This is a genomic window from Pseudarthrobacter sp. LMD1-1-1.1 (assembly GCF_040676255.1).
In the GTDB taxonomy this organism is placed as follows: domain Bacteria; phylum Actinomycetota; class Actinomycetes; order Actinomycetales; family Micrococcaceae; genus Arthrobacter.
Genome location: NZ_JBEGHP010000022.1, coordinates 301,124 through 314,854, shown reverse-complemented (window position 1 = coordinate 314,854; position 13,731 = coordinate 301,124). Strand labels below are relative to the sequence as shown.

Below are 13,731 nucleotides of genomic sequence, written 5' to 3'. Positions count from 1 at the left end.
CTTTCACTCGTCGGTGGTGGTATTGGTCGGGTGCAGGGCGGGGAATTCCCACCAGGTGTCGGGCTGCCACTTTGCCGTTTCCCATGCCTGCCGTTGTTGCTGCCGGGGGTCCGGGACCACTGTTGGGGTGGTGTCCAGCAACATTGTCCACCGTTCTGTTTGCCGGTATTCCGGCCAGAAGGGCAGACCGGCACTTTCGGGTTTTCCGTGGTGGATGAACGTTGTCCACGCCTGCCGGATCCCTGATGCCAGAGCCTGCAATGCCGGTTCTGCCCCTTCGAGTCCAATGTCCCAAACGAAGGGAACGTCGGACCCGTGGAAGCCCCACTTCTCCTTTGGGGAGCCGGGGCTTGGGGCATCGAAGCGGTAGCGCCAGCAGGACGCGTGTTCGGACTGGCTGTCGAGCAGCCGAATGGTGGGGATGCCGTACCGTTCGTCGGCCAGCACGGCGCAGTGGAGGCGGCGCTCGTCCGCCCCCGGGAATGTGCGTCGGTAGGTATCCAGCACGTGTTCCCCTTCGTCGCCAAAGATTTCACGGAGAACGCGTGGTGACTGTTCCGATGCACTCGGGTCGGCGAGGTCATAGCTCCCGGCCTCGTTGGCTGTCACGCCGGCCATGATGTTGATCCCCTTGGCAAGGCCCTTGGCGAAGGCGCGGACGGGGGCTTCGGGGAGGACTGTCCCGTCAACGGTTGGGCGCCAGACCCAGGTTGACCGGACGCCGGCGGCGATCTCCTGCTGCGCGGCGAGGATGACGCCAACGGGCATTGTCAGGAGCTCTGCGGCGTTCGCCGGGCTAAGGCCCAGGGTGCGGAGCAGCGCGGCGGTGACCTGCTCTGCGGTGTCGGGGGTGTTGAGGTGCTCGCCGCCGCTTTGGATGATTCCGCGGTGGAACAGGCCTTCGGCCATTGGTGAGGCCATCAGATTGACCACGCTCTTGGCTCCGGCGGAAACACCGGCGATGGTGATGCGGGAGGGGTCGCCTCCGAATGCGACGACGTTGTCCCGGACCCACTTGAGTGCAGCGATCTGGTCCAACAGCCCTGCGTTTGCCGACAAGGCGTACTGCTCTCCGAGGAGGTGGTCCAACTTCAGGAAGCCGAGGGCCCCCAGCCGGTAGTTGACGGTGACCACGATAGTGCCTTCGAGGGCTAGGGCTGTTCCGTCGCCGATGAAGTTGGCTCCAGATCCCCAGGTGTATCCGCCGCCGTGGAACCAGACCAGAACCGGGCAGGGCGAGTCTGTCGGCTGCGCCGGGGCGGTGATGTTGAGGAAGAGGCAGTCCTCATCCATGGGCGAGTCATCGTCGGACGGCGTTGCCCCGCCAGGCGGGACGAGTTCGGCAGCGAGCACCTGCGGGGCGCGCGTGGGAAACCGGTCCACATCCAGGATGCCCTCCCAGTGCTCTGGTGACTGGGGAGCCAGCCACCGCAGGGGCCCCGTCGGGGGAGCGGCGTACCGGATCCCGCGCCAGCTGACGGTGCCGTCCTTGATGACGCCGCGTACTGCCCCCTGACGCGTAGTTGCCACAGTCTCAGTCATTGCTTTTCCTTCGGCCGGTGTTGATTTCGTCAACAATCGTGTGCTTCGTCACGTGTTTCCGGCAACGCTTTCGAGATAAGTGGAAGAATCAGCCAAAAATGTGGCGGGAAGTCTAGAATGGGCGATGACGATGACGTCGTGACAGGGAGCGGGACATGGATGTGCTGGACGAGCTCGACCAACGGATCGTCGGCGCCCTCCAGGTAGATGGACGGGCTTCATGGGCGAAAGTGGCCGCGGCATTGGGCGAGGCTGAACGGACGGTGGCGCGGAGGGGCTCCGAGCTCCTGCGGGACGGGCGGGTGCGGATACGCGCGTTGCCCAATCCGAGCCGCTTCAGGCATCTGGAACAGTTTGTGCTGAAGGTTGCCTGCAACCCCGGCGCGGCCGGCATCGCCGCTGCTGCCCTCGCGCGGCGGCCGGAGACCTTGTACACCTACATCCTCACCGGTTCCGCGGATTGCGCGGCCGAGCTTTCCAGCCCTGCTTCCAAATTTGCAGAGCTGCTGATCCGGGACATAGGGAGCATCCCGGGGGTGAGGTCGGCCGCCACGTATCCGGTCCTCAGCTATCCCAGGACGATGCATCAGTGGAATCCCGGCGTCCTGACGCCGGAGGAAATTGAGGCGCTGGGCGGAACCCGGTACACGGAGGCTCCGACCGCCCTGGAACACGTGGAGCAGCTGGGCAAAGAGGACCGGCAACTTCTCAGGGCACTGGAACGCGATGGCCGCGCCAGTTATGAGGAACTGGCGCGCGTCACGGGACTCTCGGTGCAGACCGCTCAGCGCAGGGTGGAGTGGATGCGGCGCGAGGGGACACTGTTTATCCGTGCAGTCTTCGAGCCTGCGCTGCTCGGTTTGCCGGTAGAGGTGCTGCTTTGGGTCAAAGTGCCGTTTCCGGAATTGGACCGTGTGGAAGCGGAAATGCTTCCTTCCTCGTCAGTGCGGTATGCCGCGGTCCTCGCCGGCGACTTCCAGCTTGTTGTCGATGCCGTCTTTCCCAGCCGCGCCGCACTTTCCACGTACCTGAAAGAGTCCCAGTGGGCCACCCGGGCCCAGGCCATCGAGCCGGCCGTGGTGGTAGACGCCCTAAAACGCAGCGGAACAATGGCACTGTCGTTCGGCGAAGACCTCGGAGGGTACAGCTCCTGACAGGTCTGCCGTCGTGGCCTCTGTGGCAACACGACTTCCAGGCACTACGCCAATGTGTTCAGGCTTTCCTGCTCGGCGGCGATGGTGGTGTTATCGCCGTGGCCGGTGCGGACCACGGTCTGAGCCGGAAGCGTCAGCAGGCGTTCGCGGATGGACTTCAGGATGGTGGGGTAGTCACTGTAGGACCGGCCGGTGGCACCCGGGCCGCCGTTGAACAGCGTGTCCCCGGTGAATACCGTTCCTTCGCTTTCGAGGTAGAAGCAGGTGGACCCCGGGGAGTGGCCGGGGGTGTGGATTGCCTTCAGGGTTGCCCCGCCCACCTCGAACACGTCCCCGTCGGAGTGGTAGCGGTCCGGCTTGGCGTCAGGGTAGACCTGCTCCCAGAGGACCATGTCCTCGGCGTTCAGGATGATCGGGGCGCCCAGGGCGTCAGCAACCTCCCGGGCGGCACCGATGTGGTCGTTGTGTGCGTGGGTCAGCAGGATGGCCTTGACCTTGCGGCTGCGTACCTGGTTGATGATCGCGGCGGCATCGTGGGGCGCATCGATGATGACGCATTCCTCGTCGTTGCCCACGATCCAGACGTTGTTGTCCACGTCCCAGGTGCCGCCGTCGAGCGAGAACGTGCCCGAGGTGACCAGGTTCTCAATGGTGACGGCCATCAGACCTCCACCGGGCTGACTTCAACAACGGAACGCAGGACCTTACCCTCGTGCATCTTGCCGAAAGCCTCCTCCACCTGGTCGATGGTGATGCGTTCGGACACGAACGCGTCCAGGTCCAGGTTGCCCTGTTTGTAGTGGGACACCAGCATCGGGAAGTCCCGGGAGGGCAGGCAGTCGCCGTACCAGGAGGACTTCAGCGACCCGCCACGGCCAAAGACGTCCAGCAGCGGCAGCTCGAGCTGCATCTCCGGTGTCGGGACGCCCACCAGGACCACGCGGCCGGCAAGGTCGCGGGCGTAGAACGCCTGCTTGTACGTTTCGGGACGGCCGACGGCGTCAATCACCACGTCAGCGCCGTTGCCTCCGGTGAGGGCCCGGATGGCCTCCACTGCGTCCTCCTGCTTGGAGTTCACGCCATGGGTGGCGCCGAGGGACTTGGCCATCTCTATCTTGTTGTCGTCGATGTCAACGGCGATGATCGTCGTCGCACCCGCCAACTTCGCGCCGGCGATCGCGGCGATGCCCACGCCGCCGCAGCCGATCACTGCCACGGACTCGCCGCGCTTGACCTCGCCGGTGTTGATCGCGGCCCCGATGCCGGCCATGATGCCGCAGCCCAGCAGGCCCACCGCGGCCGCGTCGACGTCGGGGTCCACCTTGGTGCACTGCCCGGCAGCCACCAGGGTCTTTTCGGCGAAGGCACCGATGCCCAGGGCGGGAGAGAGGACCGTGCCGTCCTCGAGGGTCATTTTCTGGGTGGCGTTGTGCGTGTTGAAGCAGTACTGCGGCTGGCCCTTGGCACAGGCCCGGCACTCGCCGCACACGGCGCGCCAGTTCAGGATGACCCGGTCACCCGGCGCCACGGACGTCACGTCCGGACCAACTGCAGAGACCACACCGGTGGCCTCATGGCCCAGCAGGTACGGGAAGTCATCGCCGATGCCGCCCTGCTTGTAGTGCAGGTCCGTGTGGCAGACTCCGCAGGTCAGGATGTCCACCAGGGCCTCCCCCGGGCCCGGATCCGGCACCAGGATGGTCTCCAGCGACACCGGGGCGTTCTTTTCCTTAACCACTACTGCTTGGACTTTATGAACCATGAATGCGTACCTTCGTTTGCGTTCTTGCAGTTGAACCGGGGCGGATCAAATGTCTTTAGTGCCGAGATGCCAAATTCTGTGGGTCCCGACGCTGAGAAGCTGGCGGTCACCACTGGAGATTCTGCGGACCCAGATCACTCCGATGTCTGCTGCTGTCTCTTCTACTTGGAGCGCGTCTTGATAGAAGAGGTCTTCTGAGACGGCAATCCTGTCGCCGGCCCGGAGCATGGACCAGTCCTCTACCTCAACTGCACGGGTGTGGCGGTTCAATTAATCCTCCGCGATGTCGATTGGCAGTACCGGTCGCTGTATCAAGCAATCGGCCCAGCCTTGGCATTCCGCGGTGGGGGCGCCGCCTGCGGCGGTGCCCCCACCAGTCAATGGTGTTTCAGCCGTTGATGACCTGGGGGACGCCGAGGTGTTTGAGTCCTTCGACGCCGAATTCGAGGCCGTAGCCGGATTGCTTTGCGCCACCGAAGGGGATGCGGGGGTCGACGGCGCCGTGTTTGTTGATCCAGACGGTACCTGCTTGGATGCGGGCCGCGACGTTGCGGGCTGTTGCCGGGTCGGAGGACCAGACGGAGGCGCCGAGGCCGACGTCGAGGGCGTTTGCTTTCTGGATTGCTTCGTCGATGGTGCTGTAGCGGATGATGGGCAGGGCAGGGCCGAATTGTTCTTCGGCGACGAGCGGGTTGTCGTTGTCGACGTCGGCCACGAGGGTGGTGGGGTAGAAGTAGCCGGGCTGGTCAGTGTCCGGGTTTCCGCCGAGGAGGACGCGGGCCCCGGAGGCTTTGGCGGCCTCGACCAGGTTCGCGACGATCTCGTACTGTGCCTTGTTCTGCAGCGGTCCCAGGACGTTGTTTTCGTCCAGGCCGTTGCCCATCGGCATGGCCTTGGCCACATTGGTGAGCTCCTCGCAGACGGCGTCGTAGATGTCGTCGTGGACGTAGAGGCGTTTCAGGGCAGCGCAGGTTTGGCCGGTGTTGATGAAGGCACCCCAGAACAGACCTTCGGCGATGGCCTTCGGGTCGGCGTCGGGCAGGACGATGCCGGCGTCGTTACCGCCGAGCTCCAGGGTGAGCCGCTTGACGGTGTCCGCGGAGGATTTGATGATTGCCTTGCCCGTTGCGGTGGAGCCGGTGAACATGATCTTCCCGATGGAAGGGTGCGAGGCGAGGGCCTCGCCTACATCGCGTCCGCCGGAGACCACGGTGAGGAGCCCTTCAGGCAGGGCTTCGTTGATGGTTTCAACGAGGGCAAGCACGCTGAGCGGGGTGTATTCGGAGGGTTTGACCACCACGGCGTTGCCCATTCTCAGTGCGGGGGCGACCTGCCAGACGGTGATCATCATGGGCCAGTTCCACGGACCGATGGCCCCGACGACGCCGATGGGCCGGTAATGCAGCTCCGCACGGGTTTCACCGTCATCGACCAAGGTTTCTGCTTCGAGCGGTGTCCCGGCGGCAGCGCGGAGCCAGGCGGCGCAGGCGCCGACTTCGAAGCGGGCGTTGGGGCCGTTCAGCGGTTTGCCTTGCTCTCGCGAGAGCAGCTGCGCGAGTTCTTCCGCGCGCGCTTCGACGGCGTCGGCGGCCTTCAACAGTGCGGCGGACCGTGCCTCGTGACCGAGTGTGGCCCAGCCGGGCTGGGCGGCGACTGCCACGTCGATGGAGTGCTGCAGGTCCGCGACCGTATGCACCGGGGCTTCGCCGACGGGTTCACCGGTGGCGGGATTGAAGATGGTCCTGGTGGAGACGGAGTCCTGGGTAAGGATAGGCGTGGTGTTCATGGCATTCTCCTCATTGAGTGGTTAGTTGTTGTTCCGGGTGAATCCGGGATGGTCACCATTGGTTTTGATCAGCTGGGTCGTTGACTGTTTCCAGTGACAGGCGGAGTTGCTCGATCATGTGTTGGGCGTGTTCGAGTTCGAAGACGAGCGGTGGCCTCATTTTGAGGACGTTTTCGTGGCGACCGATCTTTCCGATCAGGACGCCGCGGGAACGCATCTCTTCTGTGAGTGCCTTGGTGGCGGCGGGGTCCGGCGTCGCATCGTCGGGATTGACGATTTCCAGGCCAAAGAACAGGCCCCGGCCGCGTACGCTCTTGATCCTGGGGTTGTCCTTGGCGAGGGCTGCGAGTGCGTCAGCGATGAACTTGCCGAGTTGGTGCGCATTTTCAACAAGCCCGTTCTCTTCCATGACCTGCAGGACAGCAAGGCCGGCTGCCGACGAAACGGGGTTTCCGGCGAATGTGTTGAAGTAGGTGTTGTTTTCCCCGAATTCCTCCATCAGTGCGTGCGTTGTGATGACGCCACCTACGGGGTGGCCGTTGCCCATCGGCTTGCCAAGTGTCACCAGATCAGGGGTGGTGCCGAAAGCCTGGTGGCCCCACATATGGTTGCCGGTCCGTCCGAAGCCTGACTGGACCTCGTCCGCGATGACCAGTCCGCCGGCGGCACGGACCCGGTCGGTGACCGCCTCGATGTAGCCCTCGGGGGTCTGCAGGAGTCCCTCGGTTGAGAACAGCGGGTCATACAGGATGGCTGAGACGCCGTAGCCTTCGGCCTGGAGCGAGGAGATGGCTGCGTCGACGTCGCGCAGCGCTTCGTGGAGGAGGCGCTTTCGTTTAGCCGGTGTCAGCCCTGCTGCGTCCGGAATACGAATGGGGCGTACGTGGGCGCCGAGGGGTTCTTTGACCTGGAGGCCGGTGGTCAGTTCGGCCAGAGTGGTTGTGTTGCCGTGGTAGCTGTGGTCCGAGATAAGGATGCCGGTGTTGCCGGTGTGTTGCCGTGCGATTCGCAGGGCGAGCTCGTTTGCTTCGGATCCGCTGTTGGTGAAAAATACCCGCTCCAGCGGGGAATCGAAGAGCGCCAGCAGCTTTTCGGCGTACTCAACGACGCGCGAGTTGAGGTACCTCGTGTGGAGGTTGACGGTCTGCAGCTGGGTTGTGATTGCTTCGCGGACGACGGGGTTGGAGTGTCCGACGTGGGGAACGTTGTTGTAGACATCCAGGTAGGTCTTGCCGGTGGCGTCGTGGACCCACACGCCTTCGCCGGCCACTATTTCCAGGGGAGTGGCATAGAACAGCGGGGAGTGGCGCCCGATGGTGCGTTCGCGGCGGTCAATGAGGCTTTCCTGGAGGAGTGCGTCGGGTGCCGGTTCTGTGGCTGTTTCGAGTGTCATTGCTGTCCTTGGCCGTTGGTGCGGAATTAAGTCCGGAACATGAGTCGGTGGGTGTTGCCGGGGTCGGGCGGTCGATGGCCGGCCCCGGCAACCGGTTAGAGGGCTTGGGCGCCGGCAGTAGCGACCCGGTGGTCGTTTTCCACGGTGCTGCCGCTGACACCGATGGCGCCGACGGTGACCCCGTCTTTGGTCAGCGGGATGCCTCCGGGAAAGGTGATCAGGCCGCCATTGGATACTTCGATGTTGAACAGCGGTCCGCCGGGCTGCGAGATGGAGCCGATGTCTCCGGTCGGCATGTCGAAGTAACGGGCCGTGCGTGCCTTTTTGATGGCGATGTCGATACTGCCGAGCCACGCACCGTCCATGCGGGTGAAGGTCTTGAGGTTTCCGCCGGCGTCTACCACGGCAATGTTCATCAGGGTTTCCGAGGACAGGGCTGCCTCTCGTGCTGCTTCAACTATCTTGTGTGCTTCTTGCTGCGTGATGTCGTTCATCTGTTGCTCCGAAATCTTTTCCTGTTTAAGGGCGTAGTTGTATTGACTGGCGTAGAGCCAGCCCTGGTTAGGTGCTAACGCGCGCCGGGGTTTTGTTAGACGAGAGCTGCCGGTTTTGCGGCTGCCTTTATTAAGTCGGGGAAGTCAGGGGCTGTTATTTCAGTGATCAACCCTTCCCAACAGGTACGCAGTTCCCCTGCGTAGTCGGCGTCGTCGTTGGGTGCGGCGTTGCCCATGGCGGTGATCCACAGTCCGCTGTTGGACCAATGAGCCACTGCCATGAAGAGCCTGGCCCGCGCCATTTCTACCGGGTCAGCGTTGCCGAAGTAGGCCTCAAAGAGTGCGCGTGCCTTCTCTTTCCCGAAACCGTTTTGCGCTGCAATGAATCCAATCTCGTAGCACGGGTCCGAGTTGCCGGCGAGATCCCAGTCGATGATGTTGTAGGTCATCGAGAAGGTGTCCTTGATGATGTTTGCATCCCAAATGTCCAAATGGCAGGGAACAAACTGGGAAGGATCCAGGGCCAGGACGGTCTCCAGACGGTCCATCAGGGCCTGGATGGCTGACGTTCCGGGCGGCAGCTCGATACCTTGTCTTCTGGCGGCCTCCATCCTTTGTCGGGCCAGGTTGAAGGGGTTGATGTCGTTGAGGAACCGGCGGCCGGAGTGATGAAGCCGGTGAAGGGCAGGGACGAGTCGGGTGACGGAGTCATTGTCGTCGCTTAGCCTCGGGTGGCCTCCCGGAACAAAGTCGAGGGCCAGCGCCAAGGGTTCGTTTGAGACTGTTATGACGGGCGCGCCTACGCCGATCTCGGCGGCAATTCTCGTGTTCTCCAGAACCACGTGGGCGGCGGGCAGAACTCCTACCGTTTCCCAGTAGTTGTTCCATAGCTTGACGACGCAGCGACGGGAACCGTCCTTGACGAGGTAGTTCTTATGGGCCTGGCCGCCGGAGAGGGAATGTGCGGTGACGTGACAGCCACCCCAGTCGGGGTTCGTCGAAAGCGCCGCCTTAATGCTGGTGATTTCGGTATCAGGGACGATGGTCATTAGGATTGGATGTCCTTCGATGTTCGAATGCAGGTGCACTGTGTTGGGGTCGGAGGGGGTCCTGGCTGCACTGTTCGCACTGTTTCACGAGCTCCCACAAGCTCTGCAACGGTGCGGTCAGGACATCTGCCGGTGTCACTGTTTACGCCTTTGCTGTGGCGAAGCGTGAAGGCAGGAACAGGTTTGTTTCGGGGCGGGAAATGCAGTCGACATGATCAGCCAGCATTTCACCAACAACCGCTGCATAGCGGAACCCTCGGCCCATGTCTCCGGTGCCGATGACGACATTGGACGACTCCGGGTGCCCACCGATAACCCAATGGCCGTCCTCAACCTCAGACCACATGCATACGGTGGTCGATACCGGGTTGGTGTCGATGTCTGGGAGCCTGGCGCTGAGGACTTCCTGGATCCGTTCGAGGTCTCCGGTCCTGAGGTCCTGACTGAGGTCCTCGGGATCGATCCAGTTTCCCTTCCCGGGGACAGAGAACTTCCATTCACCGTTAGGCTCGGAGCAACCGTAAGCCGGCGCCTCGTCCGATCCTGGGGGCTTGGCGAAGTAGATGGCTGGCTTCGGTGGCCCGTCCTGGCGGAAATTGGCCAGCACCTGACGGTCCACCTTGTAGGGCAGATCCAATTGCATCAAATGGTTGGCGCGGGCACCCACGGTGACGACGACCTTGTCGGCTGAATAGTTACCCTGATCGGTGCTCACGACGATGCTCGAAGCGCTCTCATCCCAGCCTTGAACCGCTTCTCCCGTGCGCAGGGTTGCGCCGAGCCGGCGAGCCTCTGACTGCAGGGCCTTGATGGCGGGGTGAACGAGGGCAACGGTGCCGTTTGGCTCCCATACGGCGACTTCGTCGTCTTTAATCGTGGCCCAAGGGAACCGCTTCCGTGCCGTCGACGCGTTGAGGGCATCGTACTCAAAATCGGACGCGCCTAGGGAGGCCACCGTTTTGTCGAACCACATTGATCCGGGTTCGCCGACGAACACAGTTCCCGAACGTTCCAACAGCCGGGTCCCGGTTTTCGCGGCCAACTCGTCCCACAACTCAAAGGTCCGCTTTGTGAAGGTGGTGTACTGGGCTCCTGCACTGCTGGATTGCCGGGCCAGCCGTGTGGCGCCTCCGTGCGAGCCGTGCATGTGTGGCGGTGCAAACTTATCCAGGCCGAGCACGGACTTGCCGCGGGCTGCCAAGTGCCACGCCGCTGATGAGCCCCAGGGGCCCAGTCCAATGACGATGACGTCGTAGTGTTGTGTTGACACAAATTCCTCCGTTAGTGGTTTTCGGACCCTTGGCGGGTCAGACAGTGGCTCGTACTAGAAGTCCGTCCATGAGTAGCCGGATAGCCGCGACCGCTGGCCCGGCGTTCGCCGGCTCACGTGCTGCAGCAGCCCCGGCAGCGCGGATCGCCCCGGTTATCGTTGCTGCCAAGGCCTCAGTCGGCGCGTCCTCCGGCAAGGTGCCGCTGTCCTTGGCATCCTTCAGATCCCGCGCAATGAGCTCTTCGAAAGAGCGGGAAGTCGAGCCCATGACGTCCGAAAGGGCCGACACCAGGTCCGGTCCCATCACCCCGTAGAACCGGCCCTTGGGCTCCTTTGTCGCCTCCACCAGCGCGGTGGCCAACGCCGTGATTCTTGCACCGGGGTCCGTGAGGGGATCGCGCAGGCTGATGCCCCGTACGTAGACGGCGTCGGCGATCCGCAGATACACCTCACGGACAATTTCGTCCCTTCCGCCCGGGAAGTGGGCGTAAATGGTCCCCCTCGAAATACCCGCCTGCTGGCTAATGACTTCAAGGGCGGTCGAAGCGTACCCCTCCGAACTCAGCAGCTCAGCTGCGGTGTCGAGAATGTCGCCGCGGGTTCTCATACGGTTGCGTTCCCGAAGGGAGAGGGGCTTGTTGGAGGCACTCATTTTCTGATCCTTCGCGTGGGTGTCCGGTGATCTGCTTCACATGATTGCACATCGGATCCTAAAAGTGAACAGTCTGTGCAAACTTTGCAGAAGGGGTCCGGAGCCGCTCTGGAGCGCTTGGAAACATTGAACACTATGCCTAGGTTATGAACTAGTCAGGCAACAAATATTTAACTTGTTCTATTGCAGTACGAAAGATTCAGTGTTTACCTTTTATGTATGAAACAGGTCACACCAGGCTTGGCGGGCCCTAACTCCCTTGAGGGCGTCCGGAACTTCCGAAGCCTCGGGGGACTGCCAGCGCACGGAGGATCCCGTGTGGCTGAAGGCCTGGTGTACCGGAGTGGACACTTCGGATACTCGACAGCCCCGGATCGTCAAAGGCTGGAGGCGGCACGCCTGCACTTCATGGATCTGCGAAGTCCTTGGGAATCCGAAACCGAAGACCGTTGCGTGCCTGCGCTCACGGCTGTACAAACGCCACTTCAGGCTAAAGACAGCAGGGACGCGTGGCTGTGGTCTGCGGTTCGCGAAGGTCGCGTGAGCGAGCTTGGCAGGGCCCTTACGGCAGTGCGGGCTGAAGAGGCAATGCACCGGCTCTATGCCCGTGACATAGCAGGCAACCCACCGGTATTTGCCAATTTCCTTCAGTCATTGGCTCGAGTTGAGCTGCCTGTCGTCGTCCACTGCTCGGCTGGGAAGGACAGAACCGGATGGGCAATAGCCATCCTTTTGACCATCCTGGGGGTACCTGAAACCGCAATCCTCGAAGACTACGTTCAGAGTTCATTACCGGAGAATCAATACCTCATCAGAGACTCCGCAGGCAGCGTCGCCCGCATCGACAAGCACCTGCGAACAGTCATCACACCCTTGCTGGAAGCGCGGCAAGGGTACCTCGAAGCCGCATGGCACAGCGTGGAGCACGCCTGGGGATCACGTCACTCCTACTTGGAAGACGGACTCGGCATCACTCCGGCGCTCACAAACAAACTCACGGCACGGCTCCTCGTCTGAGGAAGCCGACCACGGCTACGGCCATTATCTGCCCGAAAGAGAAGACCCATGATCGACAACGTCAGCGAGTTGCCGGCAACGACGCCGTCCAACGCACCCGTCCAACCGCAAGCAGGCCATCTTCGCTCAAACAAACTCGGCGTCTTCGCCATCGCCTTCTTCGTCATCGCGGCCGCAGCCCCCATGGCAGCCGTGGTCGGCACCGGTCCCGTCGTCTTTGCGGCGGTTGGACCTGCAGCCCCATTGATCTACGCGATCGCCGCCGTGCTCATCGCACTCTTCGCCGTCGGATACCTGCGCATGAGCAGGCATGTCACCAACGCCGGCGGCTTTGTCGCCTACATCGCCAAAGGCCTGGGTACACCCTGGGCCACCGCAGGAGCTGGTCTGGCCCTGCTGATGTACCTCAGCCTGCAGGTAGGGCTGTGGTCACAGTTCGGCGTCTTCGCCGGACAGTTGCTGGAGAGCATCGCCGGACTCTCCGTACCTCCGCTCGTTTGGATTGTCGCGTTGCTTGTCATCACCACTGCCCTCACCATGAGCGGCGTCGACACAAGCATCCGGCTTCTGGCCATCCTGATTATCGGCGAAACCCTCGTAGTGGCCGCCCTGGTCATTGTGCTGGTTGCCAGCAGGGGGCCAGGAGTTTTTACATTCTCCGGCTTCACCGCGGAAAACCTCTTCAGCCCGGGCCTGGGCATCGCTTTGCTCTTCGCTTTCCTGTGCTTCACCAGCTTCGAAGCAACCGTGGTGTTTTCTGAAGAAGCAACTAACCCCCGCAAGACGATCCCACGGGCCCTCTACGCCGTGATCGCATTTGTCGGAATCTTCTACACGCTCTCCATCTGGGTTATCGGCGGGGCCATCGGAGTGGACAACATCCAGGAGGCGGCAACGCAGGACCCTGCAGGATTTATCTTCAACCTCGCCTCCGAAAGCGGAGGGGGCGTTTTGAGCATGGCCATGCAGGTCCTCGTCGTGACCAGTTACCTCGCCATGCTCCTGGGCTTGATGAACATGTTCGCCCGCTACCTTTTCGCCCTCAGCCGAGCCGGAGTCCTGCCCACCAACTTGGCCACCGTTTCCAAGGAAGGGAGTCCCGCCACCGCAGCCCTGTTCAATGGCCTGGCGGTCGGCGTCGTTGTGGTTACCTTCCTGGTCCTCGGCGCAGACCCACTGACCGTCGTGTTCGCCTGGTTCAGCGCCCTGGCAACGGCAGCCTTCATAACCATCCTCATCGTGGCCTCCGTATCCATTATCGTGTTCTTCGTCCGAACCAAAGACAACACCAACATTTGGGCGACCAAGATCGCACCCACACTCTCTACCCTGATCCTCTCCTACATCGGCTACGTGACGATCGAGAACTACGACTCCCTCATTGGACCTGACAACGCAGCCGCAAAATGGCTGCTCATCCTCATCCCAACGGTCATGCTCGCCGGCCTGGTGTTCGGCAAGAGCAAGCGCGACATCGACTACGCCAAAGAAGTTATCTAGAACGGTTGCCGTGCTGCCGCCCCTGCGGGCGGCAGCACGGCAATTCGCCTTCCTCCAGGACCACAACCTCTCCACGACTATCGGTCGTCCGTGAGGAAGCGAAAGCAGACGT

12 protein-coding genes are annotated in these 13,731 nt (G+C 62.4%); 3 read left to right on the top strand and 9 right to left on the bottom strand.

The genetic code is table 11. From position 1 onward, the window contains the following. Positions 1–3: 3 nt before the first annotated feature. Positions 4–1,542: a carboxylesterase/lipase family protein gene (locus MRBLMD1_RS12030; RefSeq protein WP_364399791.1), complete on the bottom strand. Its 1,539-nt coding sequence runs from the start codon at positions 1,540–1,542 to the stop codon at positions 4–6. Between the two features lie 155 nt (positions 1,543–1,697). Between MRBLMD1_RS12030 and MRBLMD1_RS12025 the strand changes: the two genes are divergently transcribed. After that, the gene (locus tag MRBLMD1_RS12025; RefSeq protein WP_364399788.1) at positions 1,698–2,696 is read left to right on the top strand and encodes an Lrp/AsnC family transcriptional regulator; all 999 of its coding nucleotides are present in this window, start codon (positions 1,698–1,700) and stop codon (positions 2,694–2,696) included. Positions 2,697–2,740: 44 nt separating this feature from the next. Here MRBLMD1_RS12025 and MRBLMD1_RS12020 read toward each other — a convergent pair whose 3' ends face one another. The 8 genes from MRBLMD1_RS12020 to MRBLMD1_RS11985 all read right to left on the bottom strand — a co-directional run bounded on the left by MRBLMD1_RS12020 (position 2,741) and on the right by MRBLMD1_RS11985 (position 11,102). Continuing rightward, the gene (locus MRBLMD1_RS12020) at positions 2,741–3,358 is read right to left on the bottom strand and encodes an MBL fold metallo-hydrolase (RefSeq protein WP_364399786.1); all 618 of its coding nucleotides are present in this window, start codon (positions 3,356–3,358) and stop codon (positions 2,741–2,743) included. Then, positions 3,358–4,458: an S-(hydroxymethyl)mycothiol dehydrogenase gene (locus tag MRBLMD1_RS12015; protein ID WP_364399783.1), complete on the bottom strand. Its 1,101-nt coding sequence runs from the start codon at positions 4,456–4,458 to the stop codon at positions 3,358–3,360. Before MRBLMD1_RS12015 ends, MRBLMD1_RS12020 begins: the two co-directional genes overlap by 1 nt. 388 nt (positions 4,459–4,846) lie before the next feature. Beyond that, positions 4,847–6,244 (bottom strand): aldehyde dehydrogenase family protein, encoded by a 1,398-nt coding sequence (locus MRBLMD1_RS12010; RefSeq protein ID WP_364399780.1) that lies wholly within the window; start codon positions 6,242–6,244, stop codon positions 4,847–4,849. Between the two features lie 52 nt (positions 6,245–6,296). Then, positions 6,297–7,637, bottom strand: a complete 1,341-nt coding sequence (locus tag MRBLMD1_RS12005) for an aspartate aminotransferase family protein (RefSeq protein ID WP_364399777.1) — start codon at positions 7,635–7,637, stop codon at positions 6,297–6,299. 95 nt (positions 7,638–7,732) lie between these two features. Next, positions 7,733–8,131, bottom strand: coding sequence for a GlcG/HbpS family heme-binding protein (locus MRBLMD1_RS12000; RefSeq protein ID WP_364399774.1), 399 nt, complete (start codon positions 8,129–8,131; stop codon positions 7,733–7,735). A 95-nt stretch (positions 8,132–8,226) separates the two neighbouring features. Then, complete coding sequence (locus MRBLMD1_RS11995; RefSeq protein ID WP_364399769.1) at positions 8,227–9,180, bottom strand: phosphotransferase; 954 nt, start codon at positions 9,178–9,180, stop codon at positions 8,227–8,229. Positions 9,181–9,322: 142 nt separating this feature from the next. Beyond that, positions 9,323–10,450, bottom strand: coding sequence for an N-methyl-L-tryptophan oxidase (gene solA / locus MRBLMD1_RS11990; RefSeq protein ID WP_364399766.1), 1,128 nt, complete (start codon positions 10,448–10,450; stop codon positions 9,323–9,325). 37 nt (positions 10,451–10,487) lie between these two features. Further along, complete coding sequence (locus MRBLMD1_RS11985; RefSeq protein WP_364399763.1) at positions 10,488–11,102, bottom strand: TetR/AcrR family transcriptional regulator; 615 nt, start codon at positions 11,100–11,102, stop codon at positions 10,488–10,490. A gap of 219 nt (positions 11,103–11,321) precedes the next feature. Between MRBLMD1_RS11985 and MRBLMD1_RS11980 the strand changes: the two genes are divergently transcribed. Together MRBLMD1_RS11980 and MRBLMD1_RS11975 are read left to right on the top strand one after the other, a co-directional pair. Next, on the top strand, positions 11,322–12,119 hold the full coding sequence (locus MRBLMD1_RS11980) for a tyrosine-protein phosphatase (protein ID WP_364399760.1): 798 nt from the start codon (positions 11,322–11,324) through the stop codon (positions 12,117–12,119). A gap of 48 nt (positions 12,120–12,167) precedes the next feature. After that, positions 12,168–13,619 carry an APC family permease gene (locus tag MRBLMD1_RS11975; protein WP_364399757.1) on the top strand — a complete coding sequence of 484 codons (1,452 nt, stop codon included), beginning with the start codon at positions 12,168–12,170 and terminating at the stop codon, positions 13,617–13,619. Positions 13,620–13,731: the final 112 nt, after the last annotated feature.

Excerpts from the sequence above, each read along its gene's own strand:
- MRBLMD1_RS12030 (WP_364399791.1), bottom strand. The coding sequence starts at position 1,542 with ATGACTGAGACTGTGGCAACTACGCGTCAGGGGGCAGTACGCGGCGTC.
- MRBLMD1_RS12025 (WP_364399788.1), top strand. The coding sequence starts at position 1,698 with ATGGATGTGCTGGACGAGCTCGACCAACGGATCGTCGGCGCCCTCCAG.
- MRBLMD1_RS12020 (WP_364399786.1), bottom strand. The coding sequence starts at position 3,358 with ATGGCCGTCACCATTGAGAACCTGGTCACCTCGGGCACGTTCTCGCTC.
- MRBLMD1_RS12015 (WP_364399783.1), bottom strand. The coding sequence starts at position 4,458 with ATGGTTCATAAAGTCCAAGCAGTAGTGGTTAAGGAAAAGAACGCCCCG.
- MRBLMD1_RS12010 (WP_364399780.1), bottom strand. The coding sequence starts at position 6,244 with ATGAACACCACGCCTATCCTTACCCAGGACTCCGTCTCCACCAGGACC.
- MRBLMD1_RS12005 (WP_364399777.1), bottom strand. The coding sequence starts at position 7,637 with ATGACACTCGAAACAGCCACAGAACCGGCACCCGACGCACTCCTCCAG.
- MRBLMD1_RS12000 (WP_364399774.1), bottom strand. The coding sequence starts at position 8,131 with ATGAACGACATCACGCAGCAAGAAGCACACAAGATAGTTGAAGCAGCA.
- MRBLMD1_RS11995 (WP_364399769.1), bottom strand. The coding sequence starts at position 9,180 with ATGACCATCGTCCCTGATACCGAAATCACCAGCATTAAGGCGGCGCTT.
- MRBLMD1_RS11985 (WP_364399763.1), bottom strand. The coding sequence starts at position 11,102 with ATGAGTGCCTCCAACAAGCCCCTCTCCCTTCGGGAACGCAACCGTATG.
- MRBLMD1_RS11980 (WP_364399760.1), top strand. The coding sequence starts at position 11,322 with ATGAAACAGGTCACACCAGGCTTGGCGGGCCCTAACTCCCTTGAGGGC.
- MRBLMD1_RS11975 (WP_364399757.1), top strand. The coding sequence starts at position 12,168 with ATGATCGACAACGTCAGCGAGTTGCCGGCAACGACGCCGTCCAACGCA.